Raw genomic sequence first — 21,660 nt, 5'->3', positions numbered from 1 at the left:
ATGGCTTTTGGTGTTTGCCGTTCTCCATCTCGATATCGCCCCTTTTGGCACACCGGCCCGAAAAAATCGGAATCGCTTTTCGGAGGCCACGATGCGCGGAAGTGTTGCAGCGCCCTTTGCTCGCCTGAAAAGACGCGCGGCGCTTCAGAAATCGCAGCAGGCCAAGCCGCGGGAATCAGTTCACGACGTCGTGCCATTCCGGGTGGCGCTGCGCCTGCGCCTTGAAAAAGGGGCAGAGCGGAATGATCTTCCAGCCGCCGGTGCGGGCAGCCTCCACCGCGTGCAGCGCCAATGCCTGGCCGACGCCTTTGCCGCGCAGGGCATCGGGAACGGCGGTGTGATCGATGATGACGAGCTTCGGCGATGTGCGCGAGTAGGTCATCTCCGCCTCATGCCCTTCTACCTCGGCCGCATAACGGCCGCCGGATGCGCCTTCCTCGTTTCGAATGTCCATTGTTTTTCCTCGCAGGGGGATGGGGATTTTGTCGCCGGCGACGGTGACACGGCGGCGCGATCATGCCAAGCCGGCGAGGCAATTCCTCGAGGAGACGGAGTGTTCATGAAAAAGATCGGATCGGTGCAAGGTTCGCGAACGAGGGCGCTTTCGATGATCCGCCCGGTACTGCTCGTGGCGGCGCCGTTCCTCCTTGGGCTCGGCCTCATCTTGCCGCTGGTCCGTTTCGAGACTTTGTATTTCTTCGATCAGACCCCGTCCCTTGTCGAAATCGTCGCCTCGCTCTGGCAGGGCGGGGATGGGCTGCTGGCTGCGATCGTCGCGCTGGTGTCGATCGTGCTTCCGATTCTGAAGATGGTTGGGATCGCTGCGGAAGCGACAGGTGCCGGCGGCGGGGCCGGCAGTCCATTTTATCGTCGCGTCGTGCCGCATCTGTCCAAGTGGTCAATGATGGACGTGCTGCTGGTCGCGATCGTCATTGCGGCGGCGAAGACGACGGGATTGGCGGATGCTTTCACCCAGCCTGGCCTGTGGTGCTATGCGGCCTCCTCAATGATTTCGGGCCTTCTGCACTCCCTGACGGGAGATGCATCCGGCCCGAAATAAATCGTCGATGCTGGCGTGCGATCAGTGGCGATACTGCTGAATGCGCGTGGTGCGCAGACCGGCGAGGCCATGGCTGTTGATCGACGACTGCCAGGACAGGAACTCTTCGACCGTGAGCGTGTAACGCTCGCAGGCCTCTTCCAAGCTCAACAGGCCACCGCGAACAGCCGCGACAACCTCTGCCTTCCGGCGGATCACCCAGCGCCGCGTATTGGGCGGCGGAAGGTCCGCGATGGTCAGGGGGCTGCCATCGGGGCCGATGACATATTTTACTCGGGGACGTATCATTTCGGTCATTGGACTCTCTACACAACGCAAGACCACGAGCGCCACTCTAGCTTGCCACATTTAAAAATTGCCTAAGCCCAACGTAAGACTTTGATAACAAATTTAGCCGCCCCGGAGTGGCTGATGAATGGGTGTCTGCTTCGCAGGACTTCGTCGCGAATCTCCCCTATATCGCCCCAGTTCGTATGATTTCAGGCTTCCTTCCCTCGCTTGCGCAGCCAAAGGGTCTTGTCGATACTCCGGCGCGGGCTTTTATCGCCTGCAGCGAGGCCGAACTGAAGCCGGTCACGCGACGTCAGGATGACGAAAAAAGGCGCACTAAATTATTGACGGCTGCGCGCGAGGCGCTCGATCTTTGTCTCGGCAGTTCGACAGCGGCGGAGAAGGTACAGCTCGACGAGATGGGGAAGCTTGCAGGCTTGGATTTTGAGCTGCTTTCGGCTTCCCTTCGAGCGCGCGCACCGCTTTTATCGAAAAGCGTTAATCAGAATTGGCAGCAAAGCCTGGTCAGCTTTACGAGGCCGCCGACCACTGTTTGCCGGTGGGCAATGAAGCGGTCGATCCTGCCGATCGCCTATGAGGTGGGGCATCTTCGAGGAGGACGGTCGATCAGGAAAAGGCCATCTCGACACGCTCTTCCAGGATGCGGTGAAGTACACCGTCGCCTTCATGGCGCTGACCTGAAACGATACATTTTTGCCTTTTGAGGTAGCGGCCATGCCGGCAGGGCGGCAGGCAACGGTGACGTTCTACGGCCCCAGGCGCTTCTGGGCCACTATCGCGTCACAGCAATCCGGGAAGTACTTCCGGGAAACGCTCCCCCGGCGCCAAATCGGATGCCCGAAGCTACCCAAAGTGGCTGCGGCGTCGTTTGCGGCTCCGAGACGACGCGCGGCGCTGCGGTCGGTCGCCCGCAGGAGCGGAGACGAGACCGCGATCCTTCGAGGTCTCTCGTCGCATAGGATCGTGGGGAATATCTGAGGAGTGCGATGGCAAGGATCGCTCAACCGCTGCAGGCGGGAGCCCGAGCATTCCGGTACCGGCTGCTTTGAGCAGCCGGCCCTTTCTCATAAAAAGCTTAGAAGCCTTTTCCGCCGGCCAGTTCCGATAGGACGGTTCCGACAATGATGCGCATATCCATCAAGATCGAGAAGTTTCCGACGTAGTAGAGGTCGCAGGCGATGCGCGCGCGCGCTTTTGCCGGACGATCCGTCGGGCCGCGCAGGCCGCGCATCTGGGCGAGACCGGTCATGCCCGGACGCATTGCGTGGCGCTGGTGGTATTCCGGCACAAGCTCTTCGTAGAGCATGCCGCCGGCGCGCATGCCGATCGCGTGGCAGCGCGGACCGACAACGGACATGTCGCCCAACAGCACGTTCAACAGCTGCGGCAACTCGTCGATGTTCGTGCGGCGCAGGATGGCGCCGATGCGGGTGACGCGCGGGTCGTTCTTCACCGTCTGAGCAACGCCCGAGACATCGCAGAGATCGGTGCGCATGGAGCGGAACTTGTAGACTTTGATGGCCTTGCAGTTCCTGCCCCAGCGGGTCTGCTTAAACAGCACCGGTCCGGGGCTGTCCAGCTTGATCAAGAGGGCGACGAGAAGAAGTAAGGGTGCGAGGACGAGGAGGGCGCTCAACGACGAAACAATGTCGAACGCCCGCTTCAGGACGAGATCCACCCACGGCGCCTGCGGCGCATCGCTGTGGATTACAGGGGTCTGGATCTTCAGGCTCGGCTGCTGGCGGCGGCTCGGCCGGAAGGACTCTGTCGAAATAGTGTTGTTTAGTTCCGTGATGCTCAAGGATCGTACTCTGTTGTCTTCGAGGGGCGCGGCGGCAATAGGCGATCAATGGTTTACCCTGTCACCAGGGCTGCACTCAGGTGTTGGTAACCCTACTAAAACGGAAAAATGCGACAATTGTGTAATGGTGTCCAGAGAAATATCGCATCGCAATAAATCTTTCGCATTTGCGTTAAGTTGAGGCAAGCTCATGATATTTCGTTAAGAATTGGAATTTCGTCAAGGTTTTTAGGCCTTTGGCAGGGGCTTCCGGGGTGCTTCGGACGTGCCTTTTCGGCACGTACCGCATTGCCCACAAGCGCCATTTCTTAACAGAAACCGGGGCGAAATTCTTTCGCGAGAACGGTCGGCTTGTTATCCAACAGTGCCAAAATGTGACAAAACCAAGGCGGGATCGACGAGCTTTTGCAGGCAGAAGGTGTGGGGACACGGGGCTATCCCGCAGAATCATCTCTGTCGCCGGCCATGCGAATCAGTTGATGACGGGCGAAGCTGAGATAATTGGCATGTCGGGGAGGGGCGACGGATGAAGAAGCACGCCCGCGGCCTTTCAGCGATCCTTGCGGGCGGTCAGGCGGGTTCGAGGACGCGTTTCCTGCCGCCCCAGGAAATGAAGTTGGGGTTGGCGAAATCGAAATCGGCCGCCGTTCCGGTCTTGCCGTAAGTCAGCGGCGCTCCGTCGAGCGTCACGGTCGAACCGCCGGCGGCGCGAAGCACTGCGTCGCCGGCCGCTGTGTCCCATTCCATCGTGCGCGTGAAACGGGGATATACGTCGGCCTTGCCTTCGGCCAGCAGACAGAATTTCAGCGACGAGCCGATGTTCGTGCACTTGGAAATCGCATGGTCGGCGAGGAAGGTTCCGGTCTCCGGGCTGTTGTGGCGAAGGCTCGCGAGCGCCAGCCTGTCGGCCGGCTGTTCGCGCACGGTGATTGCACTGCGTGCGCCGACGGTGAAATCGTCCATAACCACGAGCCTTTCGGCGTGGCCGCGTTCTCCCGAGAAGGCAAGCCCGAGCGCCGGCGCGTAGACGATTCCGGCCACCGGAGCGCCGTTCTCGATATAAGCGATGTTGACGGTGAATTCCTGCCGCCCGTCGACGAATTCACGCGTGCCGTCGAGAGGGTCGACCAGGAAGAAGCCCCGACCGCTGATGTCGGGCACCCTGCCGGCCGCGACCGACTCTTCCGCCACGACCGGTATTTCGGGATAGTCTCGGGCGAGATGCGCGAGGATGATCCGTTCGGCCTCCTCGTCGGCGACCGTGACCGGACTTGCGTCCGCCTTCATGGCGACGGGAAAGCCTTCGCGCAAGACCGTTATAATGGCCCTGCCGGCTTCGAGCGCCGCCTTTTCGAATGTCCTCAGCATTGTCCTTTGCCGTTCGCCGCGCGGTGAGCACCCCGTTGTCGCTCGTCCGCAAACCATCCCTGCCACCATAGCCAATCTTATATGGTGTTTCGCCCCGCGCTCCGCACCCCGATAACGCAGTCTGCGATGCTACCATAAGTCTTCGGTCTTGTCAGACCAAGATGGCAGGCATTCGCTGGAATGGGATTCGCCAAAGCGCCGCGCTGCGGGTCTGAATTTGCTCCATCTTCCAATTCTGTGGAATAGGTTACGCGGCAAGAGGTTCATGAAATTGACGGCGAAATCGCCGAATGGTTAATTCGACGCCAGTTTTTGGCTAAAAACAGGACGTGCTTCGCCGATTTTCTGTGGATTTTGGTGCAAAATGCGCCATTTAGCCCTGTTCGAACAAGAATCTGCCGGAGTAAATCCTTTTTGTCTTCACATTTGCAACGAAACCGCTATGCATGCGGTCATGAGGTTGCCTGAAACGGGTGACCGAAGAACCAAAAAGAGATGCAGCATATTCGGCTCGCATCCAGGGGAAAACGACATATGGAGTATTTCGTCCAGCAGCTCTTCAATGGGCTGACGCTCGGATCCATCTATGGTCTTGTGGCTATTGGCTATACGATGGTTTATGGCATTATCGGCATGATCAACTTCGCCCATGGCGACATCTTCATGCTCGGTGGTTTCGCCGCTCTTATCGTCTTCCTCGTCCTCACATCGATCTTCGCAGGTCTCCCGGTGGCAATTCTGCTGTTGGCGATGCTTGTTGTCGCGATGCTGATGACGAGTTTGTGGAATTGGACGATCGAGCGTGTCGCATACCGTCCTTTGCGCGGCTCGTTCCGCCTGGCGCCGCTGATTACCGCGATCGGCATGTCGATCGTGCTGTCCAACTTCATCCAGGTAACGCAGGGTCCGCGCAACAAGCCGATCCCGCCGATGGTGAGCTCGGTCTACCAGTTCGGCAATATCTCGGTATCGCTGAAGCAGATCATCATCATCGTGATCACGGCAGTGCTGCTGACGATCTTCTGGTATATCGTCAACCGCACCGCTCTCGGCAGGGCCCAGCGCGCCACGGAGCAGGATCGCAAGATGGCGGCCCTGCTTGGCGTTAATGTCGACCAGACGATCTCGATCACCTTCGTCATGGGCGCAGCACTCGCTGCCGTCGCCGGCACGATGTATCTCATGTATTATGGTGTCGCTTCGTTCGCCGACGGCTTCACGCCGGGTGTGAAAGCATTTACCGCAGCCGTCCTCGGCGGCATTGGTTCGTTACCAGGCGCGGTCTTTGGCGGTCTGCTTATCGGCCTTATCGAGTCGCTGTGGTCGGCGTACTTCACCATCGCCTACAAGGACGTCGCGACCTTTGCGATCCTGGCTTTCGTGTTGATCTTCAAGCCGACCGGCATCCTCGGTCGACCGGAAGTCGAGAAGGTATAACGTCATGGCAAACATCGCAAATTCTGCAGGCAAGCCCGATGCCGGACTTGTCCGCAAAGGCCTTACCGAAGCTCTTTTCGCGGCGGTCCTGTCGTTCGGCATGTTCGTTCTCTATGTCGGCCTCAAGACCGACCAGAACATCAGCAACGAGCTGATCATCGTCCAGCGCTGGGGCTTGCTTGCGATCTTCGTCGCGGTCGCTGCCATCGGCCGCTTCGCCATGGTGGTTTTCCTGCGACCGCATCTCGACAGCCGCAAGCTGGCAAAGGCGAGGCAGGGCGAACTCGACATCTCTACCGAGAAGAGCTTCTTCCACCGGCATTTCCTGAAGATCGCGCTGGCCGCGCTGCTGCTTTATCCCTTGGTGGTGGTAGCGCTCAAAGGCCCTCAGGGCTCGCTGACATATGTCGACAACTTCGGCATCCAGATCCTGATTTATGTGATGCTCGCCTGGGGGCTGAACATCGTCGTCGGCCTCGCCGGTCTGCTCGACCTCGGCTATGTCGCCTTCTATGCCGTCGGTGCCTATTCCTACGCGCTGCTTTCGAGCTATTTCGGCCTGTCCTTCTGGGTACTGCTGCCGCTTTCGGGCATCTTCGCGGCGCTCTGGGGCGTCATCCTCGGCTTCCCGGTGCTGCGGCTGCGCGGCGATTACCTCGCCATCGTCACGCTTGCCTTCGGTGAAATCATTCGTCTCGTCCTGATCAACTGGACCGAAGTGACGAAGGGCACGTTCGGTATCTCGAGCATCCCCAAGGTTACACTTTTCGGCATTCCCTTCGACGCGACGGCCGGCGGCTTTGCCAAGCTCTTTCACCTGCCGAGCTCCTCGGCCTACTACAAGATCTTCCTCTTTTATCTCATTCTGTTGCTCTGCATGCTGACGGCCTATGTCACCATCCGGCTGCGCCGCATGCCGATTGGACGCGCCTGGGAAGCTTTGCGCGAAGACGAGATCGCCTGCCGTTCCCTCGGCATCAACACTGTGACGACCAAGCTCACCGCCTTTGCAACGGGCGCTATGTTTGCCGGTTTCGCCGGCTCGTTCTTCGCCGCCCGCCAGGGCTTCGTCTCGCCGGAATCCTTTGTCTTCCTGGAATCGGCCGTCATTCTCGCGATCGTTGTTCTCGGCGGTATGGGTTCGTTGACCGGCATCGCGATCGCTGCCATCGTCATGGTCGGCGGCACCGAGTTGTTGCGCAACATGGGCTTCCTAAAACTCATCTTCGGGCCTGATTTTACGCCGGAACTCTATCGCATGTTGATCTTCGGCCTCGCCATGGTCGTCGTCATGCTGTTCAAGCCGCGCGGCTTCGTGGGCTCGCGTGAGCCAACAGCCTTCCTCAGAGCGCGCAAAGCGATATCCGGAAGCTTTATCAAGGAGGGCCATGGTTGATGAGCCCCGAAATGAATAAGATGTCTGGCGACACTCTGCTCAAGGTCGAGCACCTGTCGATGAAGTTCGGCGGCCTGATGGCCATCAACGATTTTTCCTTCGAGGCCAAGCGCGGCGATATCACTGCTCTAATTGGCCCGAACGGAGCCGGCAAGACCACCGTCTTCAACTGCATCACCGGTTTTTACAAGCCGACGATGGGCATGATCACGCTCAACCAGAAGAGCGGCAAGCAGTTCCTGCTGGAGCGTTTGCCGGACTTTCGCATCACCAAGGAAGCCAAGGTCGCGCGCACCTTCCAGAACATCCGGCTGTTCTCCGGCCTGACCGTTCTCGAAAACCTGCTGGTTGCCCAGCACAACAAGCTGATGAAGGCATCGGGTTATACGATCCTCGGCCTCATCGGCGTCGGCCCGTACAAGCGGGAGGCAGAAGGCGCGATCGAGCTTGCGCGTTTCTGGCTGGAGAAGGCGGATCTCATCGACCGCGCCGACGATCCAGCCGGTGATCTGCCCTATGGCGCCCAGCGCCGTCTCGAGATCGCGCGCGCCATGTGCACCGGGCCGGAGCTGCTTTGCCTGGACGAGCCGGCCGCAGGTCTCAACCCACGCGAATCGGCGGCGCTGAATGCGCTGCTTCAGAACATTCGTGCTGAAACCGGAACATCGATCCTGCTGATCGAGCATGACATGTCGGTCGTAATGGAAATCTCCGACCACGTCGTCGTTCTTGAATATGGTCAGAAGATTTCCGACGGTACGCCGGATCACGTGAAGAACGATCCGAGGGTCATTGCAGCCTATCTCGGCGTCGAGGATGAAGAAGTGGAAGAGGTGATCGCAGCCGTCGAGCAGCTCGAAGGAGGCGCAAACTGATGGGCGATGAAGTAATGACCGGTCAACCGCTCCTTCAGGTCAACGGCGTCGAAACCTATTACGGCAATATCCGGGCGCTCGCGGGCATCGATGTCCGAGTCAACAAAGGCGAGATCGTCAGCCTGATCGGCGCCAACGGCGCCGGCAAGTCGACGCTGATGATGACGATCTGCGGCAGTCCGCAGGCCCGCACCGGCTCGGTTGTCTTCGAGGGCCGCGATATCACCAAGCTGCCGACCCACGAGATCGCTCGGTTGCGCATCGCGCAATCTCCTGAGGGACGCCGCATCTTTCCGCGCATGACGGTCCTGGAAAACCTCCAGATGGGGGCCGGCCTCGACAATCTCAGATATTTCTCGGAGGACGTCGAGAAGATCTTCACGCTCTTCCCGCGTCTGAAAGAACGCCATGCCCAGCGCGGCGGTACGCTTTCGGGAGGCGAGCAGCAGATGCTGTCGATCGGCCGCGCCCTGATGGCGCGCCCGAAGCTGCTGCTGCTCGATGAACCTTCGCTCGGCCTCGCGCCGCTGATCGTCAAGGGCATTTTCGAGGCGATCCGCAAGCTCAATGAGCAGGAAGGCCTGACCGTGTTCCTGGTTGAGCAGAATGCCTTCGCGGCGCTGAGGCTTTCGCACCGCGGCTATGTGATGGTGAACGGCAAGGTGACGATGAGCGGTTCCGGCAAGGAACTGCTCGCCAATCCCGAGGTCCGCGCCGCCTATCTCGAAGGCGGAAGACACTAGCTCGAAGGGAGAGTTTGAGATGCAGGGACTTTTCTTCGAAAGCGATGACAGCGTCCGTCTCGTCATTCGCGCCCTTGTGGTGCTGATTGGCTTCTGGACGGCGTGGCGGGCCGGCAAGGCAGTCGCCGACGGCTGGAACAATTATCCGCTGGCGGTGGTCTACACCTTCCTGCTCGCCTGGGCGATGCAGTTTCTCCACCACGCCCTGTTCAATGGACCAATGCTCAGCGCCCTCTATTATGGCATCGACTTCGTGACGTTGCTGGTCTTCTCGACGGCCGGCTTCCGCTTTCGCCGCACCAATCAGATGGTCAACAACTATTACTGGCTGTACGAAAAAACTTCCGCGTTTTCGTGGAAGGACAAACATTGACAGTCCGTTGAAACTAGGCATGAATTGCCTTCAGAGTGGAACAGCTTTCCTGGCGCAGTCAATGGTGGGTAATGCGCCGGGCCTTGGACCGGAACCCGCCCAAAAATTGGGAGTAACAATATGAAGAAGTCTCTTCTGTCGGCGGTGGCTCTGACGGCGATGGTCGCCTTCAGCGGCAATGCCTGGGCCGACGTCCTCATCGCTGTCGCTGGTCCGCTGACCGGCCCGAACGCTGCTTTCGGCGCGCAGCTTCAGAAGGGTGCCGAGCAGGCGGCCGCCGACATCAACGCTGCCGGCGGCATCAACGGCGAGCAGATCAAGATCGAGCTCGGCGACGACGTCTCCGACCCGAAGCAGGGCATTTCGGTCGCCAACAAATTCGTCGCTGACGGCGTTAAGTTCGTCATCGGCCACTTTAACTCGGGCGTTTCCATCCCGGCTTCGGAAGTTTATGCCGAAAACGGCATTCTCGAAATCACCCCGGCCGCGACCAACCCTAAGTTCACCGAGCGCGGTCTCTGGAACACGTTCCGCACCTGCGGCCGTGACGACCAGCAGGGCGCCATCGCCGGCAAGTATCTTGCCGACCACTTCAAGGACGCCAAGATCGCCGTCGTTCACGACAAGACACCCTACGGTCAGGGTCTTGCCGACGAAACCAAGAAGGCGATGAATGCAGCCGGCGTGACCGAAGTCATGTACGAAGGCATCAATGTCGGCGACAAGGACTTCTCGGCCCTCATCGCCAAGATGAAGGAAGCTGGCGTTTCGATCATCTATTGGGGCGGTCTGCACACCGAAGCCGGTCTCATCATCCGTCAGGCCGCCGACCAGGGCCTGAAGGCAACGCTGGTTTCGGGCGCCGGTATCGTTTCGAACGAACTGGCCTCGATCGCCGGCGACGCCGTTGCCGGGACCCTGAACACCTTCGGTCCTGATCCGACGCTGAACCCGGCCAACAAGGAACTCGTCGAAAAGTTCAAGGCCGCCGGTTTCAACCCGGAAGCCTACACGCTTTATTCCTACGCTGCGATGCAGGCGATCGCCGGTGCGGCCAAGGCTGCCGGCTCGGTGGATCCTGAAGCCGTCGCCACCGCCATGAAGGAAAAGGGTCCGTTCCCGACGGTTCTCGGCGACATTTCGTTCGATGAAAAGGGCGACCCGAAGATTCCTGGTTACATCATGTACGAATGGAAGAAGGGCGCGGACGGCAAGTACACCTACGTCCCGCAGGGCATGTAAGCATAACTTCCCTTTTGGGGATGTGAGATTGAAGCCCGGTTCCGACCGGGCTTCTTTGTTTTCCGAAGATTTCAATTTCTGTTCGCCGAGGTGCCACCTCCCTGCCGACGGGTCTGCCCGTTTCCGGCCGTTGCGAAGATCCTCGGCAATTTCGGCGGCGGCGATCCCATGCCGCCAACCAATACATGTCGCCCGGAAGTGGGCCGCGGTTCCGGGACAACGACATGCATAAAAACAAAGAGCTAAAGCGCGTCGCATGAATCAAATTTGATGCGACGCGCTTTATCGCTCACATCTCGTGCAGCACATGGGTCGCCTTCACGGCGGCCGATGCACGGTTTTCGACGCCGAGCTTCACGTAGATCTGTTCGAGATGCTTGTTCACCGTGCGTGCCGACAATCCCAGAATTTCGCCAATGTCGCGGTTGGCCTTGCCCTTGGCGATCCAGAGCAGCACTTCGGATTCGCGCTGGGTGAGAGAGAAGCGCTGGCGCAGCATCTCGTCGTCGCTGCGCTGATTGGCAGCGGTGAGGCGAAAAAGATATTCGTCAGGGCCGATCGCGCCGAGGAAGGCGAGCTGCAGCGCCGCCTGGCCGGCATGGGCGATCGAGATGATGCCGTCGCGCGCAGCACTTGCGCGGTCGCGCATCCAGCCGGCGATATGGCGGACGACGATTTCCATGCCGTCGTCACTGCCCATGGCGGCATTGACAAGGCGCGTTGCCTGTGGCGTCGACCAATGGATCGCACCGTCGCCCTTGACTGCCAGCAGATGCCGCCCGGCGGCGTCGAGGGCGACGCGGGCGCTCTGGGTCGAGCGGGCATTTCTGAGATGGACGCGAATGCGGGCGCGCAACTCGTCGATATTGATCGGTTTGCTGAGGTAATCGACACCGCCGGATTCCAGCGCATGCACGACATGTTCGGTCTCGGTCAGACCGGTCATGAAGATAACAGGCACCTGCGCCACAGCGACATTCGCCTTCAGCCTGCGGCAGGTCTCGAAGCCATCCATGGCGGGCATGACGGCGTCGAGCAGGATGAGATCGGGCGTAATGCGCTCGACGATGCCAAGGGCTGCCGCGCCGGAGGTGGCGATCAGCACGGAGTAGCCGGATTGTTCGAGCGCATCGGTCAGGAACCCGAGCGCTTCGGGCGAGTCATCGACAAGCAGAACGATGTCGCGGGGGAGGGCCGGCTCAGCCAATGGATTCCACCTTTTCGTCGAAGTCGTGCAGGAAGGTCATGAAGCCGGCCATATCGAAGGAGGCGACATAGGCGCGAAGCTCCTCCGTGAATGGCCGATTTGCCTCCAGCTTGGCAAGGTCCGAAAGCTTGGCTTCGATGCCTCTGATATAGCCGATCTCCCCGAGCCGCAGCAATTCCTGCACATGGGCCGGGCCAGGACTGAGTATCGGCGTTTCGGTTTTTTCCACAATGGCGTGGGCGTCGTCGGCATAGATCCATTTCAGGCCGAGATGGAGGGCGAGTTTGTCGCGCAGCTGGCGGATATCGACCGGCTTGCCGATCGTATCATTGTGGCTGTCGTCGCTGTCGCTCAGAACGGCGGCATCGCCGATGTTGGCCGAAAGCATTACCATCGGCGCCGTCTGGCCGGCCTCGCGCAGGCGCGAGACGAGCTGCCAGCCGTTCATGCCGGGCATCAGGATATCGACAAGGAAGAGATCCGGCATGATGCCGTCGATCAGCGTCAGGCATTCGGTGCCGCCTGCCGCGGTCAGGACAATGAAATCGAGAGGAGCCAGGATTTCGCGCATCATCTCGCGGTGATCCTCATTGTCATCGACAACAACCACAGTGCGGCGCGAACCGTCGTAACCGATGATGCGCTTTTCCTGCGGCGGGGCGGCAGCGCGTATGACGGCCGACAGCATCAGCCGCACGCGAAAGGTCGAACCCACGTCCCTCACGCTCGAGACCGAAATCTCGCCGCCGAGCGTGTTGGTCAGAAGCCGGGTGATGGTGAGACCGAGCCCGAGACCCGGCATCGGCCGCACGCTTTCGGCCTCGCCGCGCTGGAAGGGTTCGTAAATGCGGGGGAGGTCTTTCTCGGTGATGCCGCGGCCGGTATCGGCAACGGTGAAGGTCGCCACCTGGCTGCGATAGCCGACATCGAAGGTGACGCTGCCTTCGTCGGTGAACTTGATGGCATTGGAGAGCAGGTTGACGAGGATCTGGCGCAGCCGTTTTTCGTCCGTGCGGACGAATTGCGGCAGGGCCGGCGAGCGATCGTGAGCGAAGGCAAGCCCCTTTGCCTGCGCCTGCGGGCGGAACATCTCGACGATCTGGTCGAGGAAATCCTGGATGTTGATCTCGTTCGAGTAGACCTGCAGGCGGCCGGCCTCGATCTTCGAAATGTCGAGCAGGCCGTCGATCAACCCGGAAAGATGCTCGGCGCTGCGGCGGATGACCCTGATCGAGGATTGGCGCGGCGGAGGAATGGTTTCGTCGCGCTCGAGGATCTGGGCATAGCCGAGCACGGCATTCAGCGGCGTGCGAAGCTCATGGCTGAGGCCGACGACATAGCGGCTCTTGGCGCGGTTGGCGGCCTCGGCCATCTCCTTGGCGTTCTGCAAGGCGGCATCGGTCTTCTTGTGGGCGGCAATTTCCTTGAGCAGCAAGGTGTTCTGGCGCGACGATTCCTCCTCGGCGACGACGCGGCTGTCATGGGCGAGCACGTAGAACCAGCAGACGACGCCCGATATCACCGAAAAGACGAAGAAGACGACCAGGATGGTGCGGTTGACCACTTCGGCCGTCTCGGGGGAGGCGGCGGCGACCTGATGGGCAATCATCGCCAGGATCGCGCCGATGGCGGCCAATGCCAGAACGACGGCGATGCCGTAGCGGCCGAGGCGCGTCGCCAGTTTGCCCAGGATGGTTTCCGGCAGCAGAACCTTGGCGACGGCGCCGACCTGCGCGTTGAAGCGGGCGGCCGGCTTGCACATGTCGTGGCAGCGGCTGTCGAGCGAGCAGCAGAGCGAACAGATCGGCGCGGCATAGGCCGGGCACCACGCCATATCCTCCGGCTCGAAAGGGTGCTCGCAGACGGAGCAGGTGATGTTCGTCAGGTTCTTCCAGCTCTGGCGCGGCTTGCGGGCGAGATAGAACTTGCCTTTCGTCGCCCAGGCGAGTGCCGGCGAGGCGATGAGCGCGACGACGAGCGTGATATAGGGGGCAAGTGAGGCGGCGAGCGGGCCGAAGGCGCCGAAATGAGCGATCAGCGACACCGTTGCCGACAGCGCCATGGCGCCGATGCCGACCGGATTGATGTCGTAGAGGTGAGCACGCTTGAACTCGATGCCGGGGGGAGCGAGCCCCAGGGGCTTGTTGATGAAGAGATCGGCGAAGATCGTGCAGAGCCAGGCCATGGCGACGATCGAGAAGATGCCGAGCGTCTCCTCCAGCAGCCGGTAGATGCCAAGTTCCATCAGCAAGAGGGCGATCGCAACGTTGAAGACCAGCCAGATGACGCGGCCGGGGTGGCTGTGGGTCAACCGCGAGAAGAAGTTCGACCAGGCGAGCGAGCCGGCATAGGCGTTCATCACGTTAATCTTCAACTGCGAGACGACGACAAAGGCCACCATTAACAACAGCGCGGCATTATGCCAGGGGACCATGTAGCCGAAGGCGGTCAGATACATCTGCGCCGGGTCGGCGGCGCGATCGACCGGCACGCCCGAGGCCAGCGTCAGCACGACCAAGAAGGAACCGGCGAGCAGCTTCGGTGCGCCAATGACAACCCAGCCGGGTCCGGCAAGGAAGACGGCGAGGCGATGGCGCCACTTGCGCCGCGGCTCCGGCGGCAGGAAGCGCAGGAAGTCGGCCTGTTCGCCGATCTGCGACATCAGGGCGAGGATAACGGCGGAGGCGGCGCCGAACTCCACCAGATCGAAATCGGCGACGGTGCCGGGCGGGCCCGAGGCATGTCGGATGCCGGCAAAGGCGCGCCAGAGATCGAATTTCTCCCAGTCCATGAAGGCGATGAAGAGGAAGGGCAGGATATTCAGCACGATCCAGAAGGGCTGGGTCATCAGCTGGAACTTGCTGATCAGCCGCACGCCGTGCGTCACCAGCGGGATCACCATGACGGCGCTGACGACATAGCCGATCCAGAGGGGAATGCCGAGCGCCAGTTCCAACGCGCCGGACATGATCGAGGCCTCGATCGCAAACAGCATGAAGGTGAAGCCCGCATAGATCAGCGAGGTGATGGTCGAGCCGATGTAGCCGAAACCGGCGCCACGCGTCAGCAGATCGATATCGACGCCGTGGCGGATAGCGTATCGGCTGATCGGCAGACCGATCGCCAGCATGGCGAGCGAGGCGACGATGATGGCGTAGAAGGCGTTGGTGGTGCCGTAGGAGAGGCTGATGGCGCCGCCGATCGCCTCGAGCGCCAGGAAGGAGATCGCGCCGATCGCCGTCTGTGCGATGCGCTGGGAGGAGAAATGGCGGGCGCTCTTTGCGGTAAAGCGCAGCGCGTAATCTTCCAGCGTCTGGTTGGCGACCCAGCGATTATACTCGCGTCTTACCGGAATGATGCGTTGGCGTGCTGCCATGTCTTCCTTCCGGCATTCCGGTTGGCCTATCGTCTCAAAACAGTGTTGGCAGGATAGATGAGAAAGGCAAGGGGCGGAGCACTGGCAGATTCACGGAACCGCCATATTTTTGAAGCCGGTCTGTCACACAAGCCCTCTAACTCTCCCGCCATTCGTTCAACCATTTCAGGTATCACCCATGTCTGTTTCAAGCCTTTTCCGCCTGAGCACCGCCCTCGTCGGCCTTGTTTCGATCGTGCCGCCGCTTGCCATCGCCGAGCAGGACACGGCGGCGAAAGCGCCTTATGTCGAGACCGGAAACACCAACAAACGCGGTGATGCCTGCTTCTCGACGGTGGACTCCAATGCCGCCGTTCATCTCCTCTCCGGGTTCCTCGAAATCTGGACCCCGCGCACGCCTTTCGTCGATGCCGGTGTCGAAGCCCCGGCCAAGGAGAATTGCCGGGCGGTCGCCAAGACGGATTGGGACGGCATTCCCTTCAGCAAGACCGACGGCCAGATCATTAACAAGCTCGTCCATGACGCCAACATCGCCTATGTCGTCAAGGCGACGCGGGCGCGGACGGCCGAGCAGGCATTTGCCGCCTATCTCGACGACCGACGCGGCAAGAACGCCAGCATCGTCGACGGCCTCGGCCCGCTGACGGAAGCCTGGAAGGCCGGCTCCAAGCAGACTACCACGATCACCGAGGTAGCGGCCGACGCGACGACGGTCAAATATGACGACAAGGGCAACAACCGCGGCGCCGGCAGCAAGCCGGACACCGAAAACAAGACCGACGCCAACCCGGACATGGGGCTTGCGATCGACTTCATCAACGCCGCAAGCGCTGACGGCTCGACGGAACCCGCCAAGCGCTATTTCAAATATGGCCGCCCCTACCGCTGGAGCCAGGACGTGTCGGTTGTCCCGACCCTGGTGCCCGCCAAGAGCGGCAAGCCGGTCGAGGATGGCGGTTTCCCGAGCGGGCATACGGCGGAAGCCTGGCGGGATGCGCTCGCCATGGCCTATCTCGTACCGCAGCGCTTTCAGGAAATGATCGCCCGCGCCAGCGAACTGGGTGAGGATCGCATCCTTTCCGGCATGCATTCTCCGCTCGACGTGATGGGCGGCCGCATGCTCGGCACCGCGACGGTCGTCTACAATCTGAACAAGACCGGCAATGCTGCGCTGAAGCGCGACGCTTACGCCCAGGCGCAATCGTGGCTGATCGCCAAATCAGGCGTTGCCGATGCGGGTGCGCTCGAAGTCGCCGCTCATAGAGCGCCGCTCGCCGCGGACCGCTTTGCCGATCACGACGCCAATCGCGCTAACGTGCTGCAGCGTCTGAGCTACGGCCTGCCGGCGATCCATGCGACCGATCAGCCGGCCCGCGTGCCGCAGGGCGCCGAAGCGCTGCTCGAAACGCGTCTGCCCTATCTTAACGGCGAACAGCGCCGCGAGGTTCTGAGGACGACGGAAATCACTTCCGGCTATCCGCTCCTCGACGACGCGGAAGGTTACGGCCGCCTCAACCTGTTTGCTGCCGCCGACGGTTATGGTGCCTTCGACCAGGATGTGACCGTGACGATGGATGCGGCCAAGGGCGGCTTCAGTGCATTCGACACCTGGCGCAATGACATCGGCGGCAAGGGCAGGCTGGTGAAGAGCGGCAGCGGCATCCTCGGCCTGTCAGGCGCCAACAGCTATGCGGGCGGCACCATTCTGGAAGAAGGCGTGCTGGTCGCCGGTTCCTCGTCGGCCTTCGGCACCGGCGGGCTGACGGTGAATGGCGGTTCGCTGGTTCTGGCCGCCGCCAAGCCGCTGATCGTGGGCGGCGATTATCAGCAGATCGCCAAAGCTGCGGCGAAGCTTGCACTCGGCGCGAACGGTGCCGGCACCCTTGCAGTCAACGGCAAGGCGGAACTCGCCGGCGATCTCGACGTGACTCTCGCCGACGGCTTCACCCCGACGCCCGGAACGAAAATCGAGATCCTGAAAGCGGGCAACGTCACCGGCAGCTTCGGCAAGTTCACTATTTCCGGCCATAAGGCGAGCCTCTCCTACGGCCCGACATCGGTTACGCTGACGATCGACGGCTGATTTCCGTCTCACAGATGGAGGGCGTCCTCGGCTGCGGGGATGCCCTTGCTTCCCGCCTGCCTATTTACCCCCTGCGTCTACGTCATTTTGCGTATGTGTTTTTGCGATGCGGCACCCGATAGTCCCCGCGGCAACAGTTAACTCCGTTTCCGGCCTGTTGCGGAACAAGAGAGGGGATCAACCAAATGAATCTCAAATCCATTATCACCGGTGCTGCACTCGGCACCGTCATGGCGGCGTCGGCCGCGTTAAATGGCGCGGTCGCTGCCGATGACACCATCAAGGTCGGCGTGCTGCATTCGCTCTCCGGCACGATGGCGATTTCCGAAACCACGCTGAAAGACGCCATGCTGATGCTCATCGACGAGCAGAACAAGAAGGGCGGTCTTCTCGGCAAGAAACTCGAGGCCGTCGTCGTCGATCCGGCTTCCGATTGGCCGCTGTTTGCGGAAAAGGCCCGCGAGCTGATCCAGAAGGATAAGGTTGCCGCCGTCTTCGGTTGCTGGACGTCCTCGTCGCGCAAGTCGGTTCTGCCGGTGTTCGAAGAGCTGAATTCGCTGCTCTTCTACCCCGTGCAGTATGAAGGCGAAGAATCCTCGCGCAACATCTTCTACACCGGTGCTGCTCCGAACCAGCAGGCAATTCCGGCCGTCGACTACCTGATGGAAAAAGAAGGCGTCAAGCGTTTCGTGCTCGAAGGCACCGACTACGTCTATCCGCGCACGACCAACAAGATTCTCGAGGCATACCTGATTTCGAAGGGTATTCCGAAGGAAGACATCATGACCAACTACACGCCGTTCGGCTTCTCCGACTGGCAGACCGAAGTTGCCAAGATCAAGGAATTCGGTTCGGCCGGCAAGAAGACCGCCGTCGTCTCGACGATCAACGGCGACGCCAACGTTCCGTTTTACAAGGAACTGGGCAACAAGGGCATCAAGGCGACCGACATTCCCGTCGTCGCCTTCTCGGTCGGTGAAGAAGAACTTGCCGGTCTCGACACCAAGCCGCTTGTCGGCCATCTCGCTGCCTGGAACTATTTCGAGTCAGTCGAAAGCCCGGCCAACAAGAAGTTCATCAAGGACTGGCACGCTTACACCAAGAACGACAAGCGCGTGACGAACGACCCGATGGAAGCCGCCTATATCGGCTTCAACGCGTGGGTTAAGGCCGTCCAGGCTGCCGGCACGACCGATACCGACAAGGTTCTCGACTCCATCATCGGCGTCAGCGTACCAAACCTCTCCGGCGGTTATGCGACCGTCATGCCGAACCATCACATCACCAAGCCGGTGCTGATCGGTGAAATCCAGGCCAACGGCCAGTTCGAAATCGTCCAGCAGACGCCCGCCGTCGTCGGCGACGAATGGTCCGATTACCTGCCTGATTCCAAGGACCTGATCTCCGATTGGCGTAAGCCGATGTCCTGCGGCAACTTCAACGTTGCCACAGGCAAGTGCGGCGGCAAGGGTTCCTGAGTACGACCCCCAATCAGATGATTGCTTGAAGACTTCCGTCCGGGTTCGATCCCGGGCGGAAGCTCCGTCCCAGCGATTACGCCGCGAGGCCAACACTATCCAGGGCGAGAAAGCCGATGTATCGCGCTATAAAGATTTTCCTCTTCACGCTCTGCCTGACATTCGCGGGCCTGACATTTTCCGGCCCCGCATTTCTGGGCTTGGCAACATCGAGCGAAGTTCGGGCAGAGGACGATATCCACGTCCTCATCGATGCGCTCGGCGTCGGCGACTTCCCGGAACGCGAGGCGGCCATCAAGGCGCTGGTCGCATCCAAGGACCCGCATGTCAGCCAGATCCTGCAGCACTTGAGCGACGGCCTTCTCTACGTCAATTCCGATGGCGGCCCGGTGCTTCTCCAGGGCGGCACCGATGACGAACCGACCTATTCCGATCCGATCACCGGCGAAGCCGCTGCCGATGTCGATCCTGACATGATGACCAAGGTCAAGATCAACAATGCACTTCGCGGCGTCATCAGCGCCGCCACCAGCCAGCTGACGCTGATGAGCCCGGACCGTTCGGCGCGGCTTGCCGCGGCACAGGGCCTGCTGAAAGACGCCGATCCCGCCAATCTCGACCTTCTGAATGCGGCGCTTGCGGCTGAAAACGACGCCGAGATCAAGAATATGATGGAAGCAGCGCGCGCAGTGCTGCTGCTGAAGACGGATGCGAGCGTCGAAGACAAGAAGGCTGCGATCGATACGATCGCGGCTCGCGGCAATCGTGATGCACTGAACATCCTCACGACCACACTCGAAACCGCGCCCGATGACCTGAAGCCAGCGATCCAGGCAGATATCAGCACCATCAATCGCAGTCTGGCGCTGTGGGATATCGTCCAGAACGTCTGGTACGGATTGTCGCTCGGCTCGGTGCTCCTGCTTGCGGCGATCGGCCTTGCAATCACCTTTGGCGTTATGGGCGTGATCAACATGGCACATGGCGAAATGGTGATGATCGGCGCCTATGCAACCTATGTGGTGCAGGAAACGATTACCTCGGCCTATCCCTCGCTTGCCGATTATTCGCTGGCCTTTGCGGTGCCGGTCGCCTTCGTCTTCACCGGCCTCGTCGGACTCGTAATCGAGCGCGCCGTCATCCGCTATCTCTACGGCCGGCCGCTCGAAACACTGCTCGCCACCTGGGGTGTGTCGCTGATCCTGCAGCAGGCCGTGCGCAGCATCTTCGGCCCCACGAACCGCGAGGTTCGCAATCCGACCTGGATGTCCGGCGTTTTCGATCTCGGCGGGCTCTCCATCACCTGGAACCGACTGTGGATCATCGTCTTTTCGATGGTTGTCTTCGTGGCGCTGCTCCTGCTGCTCAAGCGGTCAGCTTTCGGTCTGCAGATGCGCGCCGTCACGCAGAACCGCCGCATGGCATCGTCGATGGGCATCCGCACCGGCTGGGTGGACGCCTTCACCTTCGCGCTCGGTTCGGGAATTGCCGGTATTGCCGGCGTGGCGCTCAGCCAGATCGACAACGTCTCGCCAAATCTCGGTCAATCCTACATCATCGACAGCTTCATGGTCGTCGTCTTCGGCGGTGTCGGCAATCTCTGGGGCACACTGGTCGGCGCCTTGTCGCTCGGCGTCGTCAACAAGTTCCTCGAGCCCTTCGCCGGCGCCGTGCTCGGCAAAATCCTGGTGCTCGTCCTCATCATTCTTTTCATCCAGAAGCGTCCGCGCGGGCTCTTCGCACTCAAAGGAAGGGCGGTGGAAGCATGATAACGGCCTTCCTTCTCCGGTCTCTCGATCGCAGGATTTCGGTCGCCGTGGCGCTGCTGCTGGCGATCGCCATCCTCGTGCCGATCTTGAACCTTGCGACCGGCCCGAGCCACCCGCTGCACATCCCGACCTACATCATGGCGCTGTTCGGCAAGTATCTGACCTATGCGCTGCTGGCGCTGGCGCTCGATCTCGTCTGGGGTTTCTGCGGCATCCTCTCGCTCGGCCACGGCGCCTTCTTCGCGCTCGGCGGTTATGCGATGGGTATGTATCTGATGCGCCAGATCGGCTCGCGCGGCGTCTATGGCGATCCTGTTCTGCCCGACTTCATGGTGTTCCTGAACTGGAAGGAGCTGCCCTGGTTCTGGTACGGTTTCGACCAGTTCTGGTTCGCGGCGCTGATGGTGCTGGCCGTGCCGGGCCTGCTCGCCTTCGTCTTCGGCTGGTTCGCCTTCCGCTCCCGCGTCAACGGCGTTTACCTCTCGATCATCACCCAGGCGATGACCTATGCTCTGTTGCTTGCCTTCTTCCGCAATGACATGGGGTTCGGCGGCAATAACGGCATGACCGACTTCAAGGATATCCTCGGCTTCAACATTCAGGCGGACGGCACGCGCGCCAGCCTCTTTTCCGCGACGGCGATCTTCCTGGCGCTGTCGCTGACGATCGCCTCGGCAATCGTGCGATCGAAGTTCGGCAAGGTGCTGGTCGGCGTGCGCGATGCCGAAAGCCGCACCCGCTTCCTCGGCTACCGCGTCGAGCATTTCAAGCTCTTCACCTTCGTCGTCTCGGCGATGATGGCGGGCATAGCAGGCGCGCTCTACGTGCCGCAAGTCGGCATCATCAATCCCGGCGAATTCGCACCGGCCAATTCCATCGAAGTCGTCATCTGGACGGCGGTCGGCGGGCGAGGGACGCTGATTGGGCCGATCATCGGTGCGATCCTGGTCAATGGCGGCAAGACGATCTTCACCGGCCTCTTTCCGGAATTCTGGCTGTTTGCGCTCGGCGGTCTTTTCGTCGCCGTCACGTTGTTCCTGCCGAAGGGCGTCGTCGGCACGGTTTCGCACTATTTCGCCAAGCGGAAAAGTGTTGCCGAGGCTGCGCCGCCGGCGGTGCAGGAAGATGGCGTCGAGCCGAAAATCCAGGCAGCGGAGTGAA

At 60.8% G+C, this 21,660-nt stretch carries 18 protein-coding genes; 12 read left to right on the top strand and 6 right to left on the bottom strand.

Annotation, left to right across the window (positions count from 1 at the left end; all coding sequences use genetic code 11):
• Positions 1-175: 175 nt before the first annotated feature.
• Positions 176-454 carry a GNAT family N-acetyltransferase gene (locus GGI60_RS05400; RefSeq protein WP_183844294.1) on the bottom strand — a complete coding sequence of 93 codons (279 nt, stop codon included), beginning with the start codon at positions 452-454 and terminating at the stop codon, positions 176-178.
• A 105-nt stretch (positions 455-559) separates the two neighbouring features.
• Here GGI60_RS05400 and GGI60_RS05395 point away from each other — a divergent pair, with 105 nt between their 5' ends.
• Positions 560-1,060 carry a paraquat-inducible protein A gene (locus GGI60_RS05395; protein ID WP_246720301.1) on the top strand — a complete coding sequence of 167 codons (501 nt, stop codon included), beginning with the start codon at positions 560-562 and terminating at the stop codon, positions 1,058-1,060.
• A 21-nt stretch (positions 1,061-1,081) separates the two neighbouring features.
• Here the strand turns inward: GGI60_RS05395 and GGI60_RS05390 are convergent, their stop codons facing one another.
• Positions 1,082-1,357: a DUF1153 domain-containing protein gene (locus GGI60_RS05390; protein WP_007533628.1), complete on the bottom strand. Its 276-nt coding sequence runs from the start codon at positions 1,355-1,357 to the stop codon at positions 1,082-1,084.
• Positions 1,358-1,464: 107 nt separating this feature from the next.
• On the opposite strand from GGI60_RS05390, the gene GGI60_RS05385 reads away from it, so the two are divergent.
• Positions 1,465-2,055: a hypothetical protein gene (locus tag GGI60_RS05385; protein WP_183911957.1), complete on the top strand. Its 591-nt coding sequence runs from the start codon at positions 1,465-1,467 to the stop codon at positions 2,053-2,055.
• A gap of 371 nt (positions 2,056-2,426) precedes the next feature.
• On the opposite strand, the gene GGI60_RS05380 is transcribed toward GGI60_RS05385, so the two are convergent.
• Both GGI60_RS05380 and cysQ read right to left on the bottom strand, forming a co-directional pair.
• Positions 2,427-3,152, bottom strand: coding sequence for a sugar transferase (locus GGI60_RS05380; RefSeq protein ID WP_183911959.1), 726 nt, complete (start codon positions 3,150-3,152; stop codon positions 2,427-2,429).
• Positions 3,153-3,722: 570 nt separating this feature from the next.
• Positions 3,723-4,520 (bottom strand): 3'(2'),5'-bisphosphate nucleotidase CysQ, encoded by a 798-nt coding sequence (cysQ, locus tag GGI60_RS05375; RefSeq protein ID WP_183911961.1) that lies wholly within the window; start codon positions 4,518-4,520, stop codon positions 3,723-3,725.
• A 534-nt stretch (positions 4,521-5,054) separates the two neighbouring features.
• On the opposite strand from cysQ, the gene GGI60_RS05370 reads away from it, so the two are divergent.
• From GGI60_RS05370 to GGI60_RS05345, 6 genes are all read left to right on the top strand, one after another.
• On the top strand, positions 5,055-5,957 hold the full coding sequence (locus GGI60_RS05370; RefSeq protein ID WP_183911963.1) for a branched-chain amino acid ABC transporter permease: 903 nt from the start codon (positions 5,055-5,057) through the stop codon (positions 5,955-5,957).
• A gap of 4 nt (positions 5,958-5,961) precedes the next feature.
• Positions 5,962-7,353, top strand: a complete 1,392-nt coding sequence (gene livM / locus GGI60_RS05365) for a high-affinity branched-chain amino acid ABC transporter permease LivM (protein WP_183911965.1) — start codon at positions 5,962-5,964, stop codon at positions 7,351-7,353.
• On the top strand, positions 7,353-8,228 hold the full coding sequence (locus GGI60_RS05360; RefSeq protein ID WP_183911966.1) for an ABC transporter ATP-binding protein: 876 nt from the start codon (positions 7,353-7,355) through the stop codon (positions 8,226-8,228). The genes livM and GGI60_RS05360 overlap by 1 nt, the downstream gene beginning before the upstream one ends.
• Positions 8,228-8,971 carry an ABC transporter ATP-binding protein gene (locus tag GGI60_RS05355; RefSeq protein ID WP_183911968.1) on the top strand — a complete coding sequence of 248 codons (744 nt, stop codon included), beginning with the start codon at positions 8,228-8,230 and terminating at the stop codon, positions 8,969-8,971. The genes GGI60_RS05360 and GGI60_RS05355 overlap by 1 nt, the downstream gene beginning before the upstream one ends.
• Positions 8,972-8,990: 19 nt before the next feature.
• Complete coding sequence (locus tag GGI60_RS05350; RefSeq protein WP_037141013.1) at positions 8,991-9,344, top strand: DUF6867 family protein; 354 nt, start codon at positions 8,991-8,993, stop codon at positions 9,342-9,344.
• A 120-nt stretch (positions 9,345-9,464) separates the two neighbouring features.
• Positions 9,465-10,586, top strand: a complete 1,122-nt coding sequence (locus tag GGI60_RS05345) for a branched-chain amino acid ABC transporter substrate-binding protein (protein WP_183934449.1) — start codon at positions 9,465-9,467, stop codon at positions 10,584-10,586.
• Between the two features lie 289 nt (positions 10,587-10,875).
• Here GGI60_RS05345 and GGI60_RS05340 read toward each other — a convergent pair whose 3' ends face one another.
• Together GGI60_RS05340 and GGI60_RS05335 are read right to left on the bottom strand one after the other, a co-directional pair.
• On the bottom strand, positions 10,876-11,793 hold the full coding sequence (locus GGI60_RS05340) for a response regulator transcription factor (RefSeq protein WP_183911970.1): 918 nt from the start codon (positions 11,791-11,793) through the stop codon (positions 10,876-10,878).
• Positions 11,786-15,169, bottom strand: coding sequence for an ATP-binding protein (locus GGI60_RS05335; RefSeq protein ID WP_183911972.1), 3,384 nt, complete (start codon positions 15,167-15,169; stop codon positions 11,786-11,788). The genes GGI60_RS05340 and GGI60_RS05335 overlap by 8 nt, the downstream gene beginning before the upstream one ends.
• A 178-nt stretch (positions 15,170-15,347) precedes the next feature.
• On the opposite strand from GGI60_RS05335, the gene GGI60_RS05330 reads away from it, so the two are divergent.
• The 4 genes from GGI60_RS05330 (at position 15,348) to urtC (ending at position 21,659) form a co-directional block, all read left to right on the top strand.
• Complete coding sequence (locus tag GGI60_RS05330; RefSeq protein WP_183911975.1) at positions 15,348-17,252, top strand: phosphatase PAP2 family protein; 1,905 nt, start codon at positions 15,348-15,350, stop codon at positions 17,250-17,252.
• Between the two features lie 185 nt (positions 17,253-17,437).
• On the top strand, positions 17,438-18,730 hold the full coding sequence (gene urtA / locus GGI60_RS05325) for an urea ABC transporter substrate-binding protein (protein ID WP_183911977.1): 1,293 nt from the start codon (positions 17,438-17,440) through the stop codon (positions 18,728-18,730).
• 116 nt (positions 18,731-18,846) lie between these two features.
• Positions 18,847-20,499: an urea ABC transporter permease subunit UrtB gene (urtB, locus tag GGI60_RS05320; RefSeq protein WP_183911979.1), complete on the top strand. Its 1,653-nt coding sequence runs from the start codon at positions 18,847-18,849 to the stop codon at positions 20,497-20,499.
• Positions 20,496-21,659 (top strand): urea ABC transporter permease subunit UrtC, encoded by a 1,164-nt coding sequence (urtC, locus tag GGI60_RS05315; RefSeq protein ID WP_183911982.1) that lies wholly within the window; start codon positions 20,496-20,498, stop codon positions 21,657-21,659. Before urtB ends, urtC begins: the two co-directional genes overlap by 4 nt.
• Position 21,660 lies beyond the last annotated feature (1 nt).

The sequence above is a fragment of the Rhizobium lentis genome (genome assembly GCF_014200175.1).
Taxonomy (GTDB): domain Bacteria; phylum Pseudomonadota; class Alphaproteobacteria; order Rhizobiales; family Rhizobiaceae; genus Rhizobium; species Rhizobium mulingense.
Note: the sequence above shows the minus strand (reverse complement) of the source record. Positions and strands in the feature narration are given on the sequence as shown.

Coding starts and splice junctions, on each gene's coding strand:
- urtB (WP_183911979.1), top strand. CDS start 18,847: ATGTATCGCGCTATAAAGATTTTCCTCTTCACGCTCTGCCTGACATTC.
- GGI60_RS05330 (WP_183911975.1), top strand. CDS start 15,348: ATGTCTGTTTCAAGCCTTTTCCGCCTGAGCACCGCCCTCGTCGGCCTT.
- urtC (WP_183911982.1), top strand. CDS start 20,496: ATGATAACGGCCTTCCTTCTCCGGTCTCTCGATCGCAGGATTTCGGTC.
- cysQ (WP_183911961.1), bottom strand. CDS start 4,520: ATGCTGAGGACATTCGAAAAGGCGGCGCTCGAAGCCGGCAGGGCCATT.
- GGI60_RS05395 (WP_246720301.1), top strand. CDS start 560: ATGAAAAAGATCGGATCGGTGCAAGGTTCGCGAACGAGGGCGCTTTCG.
- urtA (WP_183911977.1), top strand. CDS start 17,438: ATGAATCTCAAATCCATTATCACCGGTGCTGCACTCGGCACCGTCATG.
- GGI60_RS05355 (WP_183911968.1), top strand. CDS start 8,228: ATGGGCGATGAAGTAATGACCGGTCAACCGCTCCTTCAGGTCAACGGC.
- GGI60_RS05370 (WP_183911963.1), top strand. CDS start 5,055: ATGGAGTATTTCGTCCAGCAGCTCTTCAATGGGCTGACGCTCGGATCC.
- GGI60_RS05345 (WP_183934449.1), top strand. CDS start 9,465: ATGAAGAAGTCTCTTCTGTCGGCGGTGGCTCTGACGGCGATGGTCGCC.
- GGI60_RS05400 (WP_183844294.1), bottom strand. CDS start 454: ATGGACATTCGAAACGAGGAAGGCGCATCCGGCGGCCGTTATGCGGCC.
- GGI60_RS05350 (WP_037141013.1), top strand. CDS start 8,991: ATGCAGGGACTTTTCTTCGAAAGCGATGACAGCGTCCGTCTCGTCATT.
- livM (WP_183911965.1), top strand. CDS start 5,962: ATGGCAAACATCGCAAATTCTGCAGGCAAGCCCGATGCCGGACTTGTC.
- GGI60_RS05335 (WP_183911972.1), bottom strand. CDS start 15,169: ATGGCAGCACGCCAACGCATCATTCCGGTAAGACGCGAGTATAATCGC.
- GGI60_RS05360 (WP_183911966.1), top strand. CDS start 7,353: ATGAGCCCCGAAATGAATAAGATGTCTGGCGACACTCTGCTCAAGGTC.
- GGI60_RS05390 (WP_007533628.1), bottom strand. CDS start 1,357: ATGACCGAAATGATACGTCCCCGAGTAAAATATGTCATCGGCCCCGAT.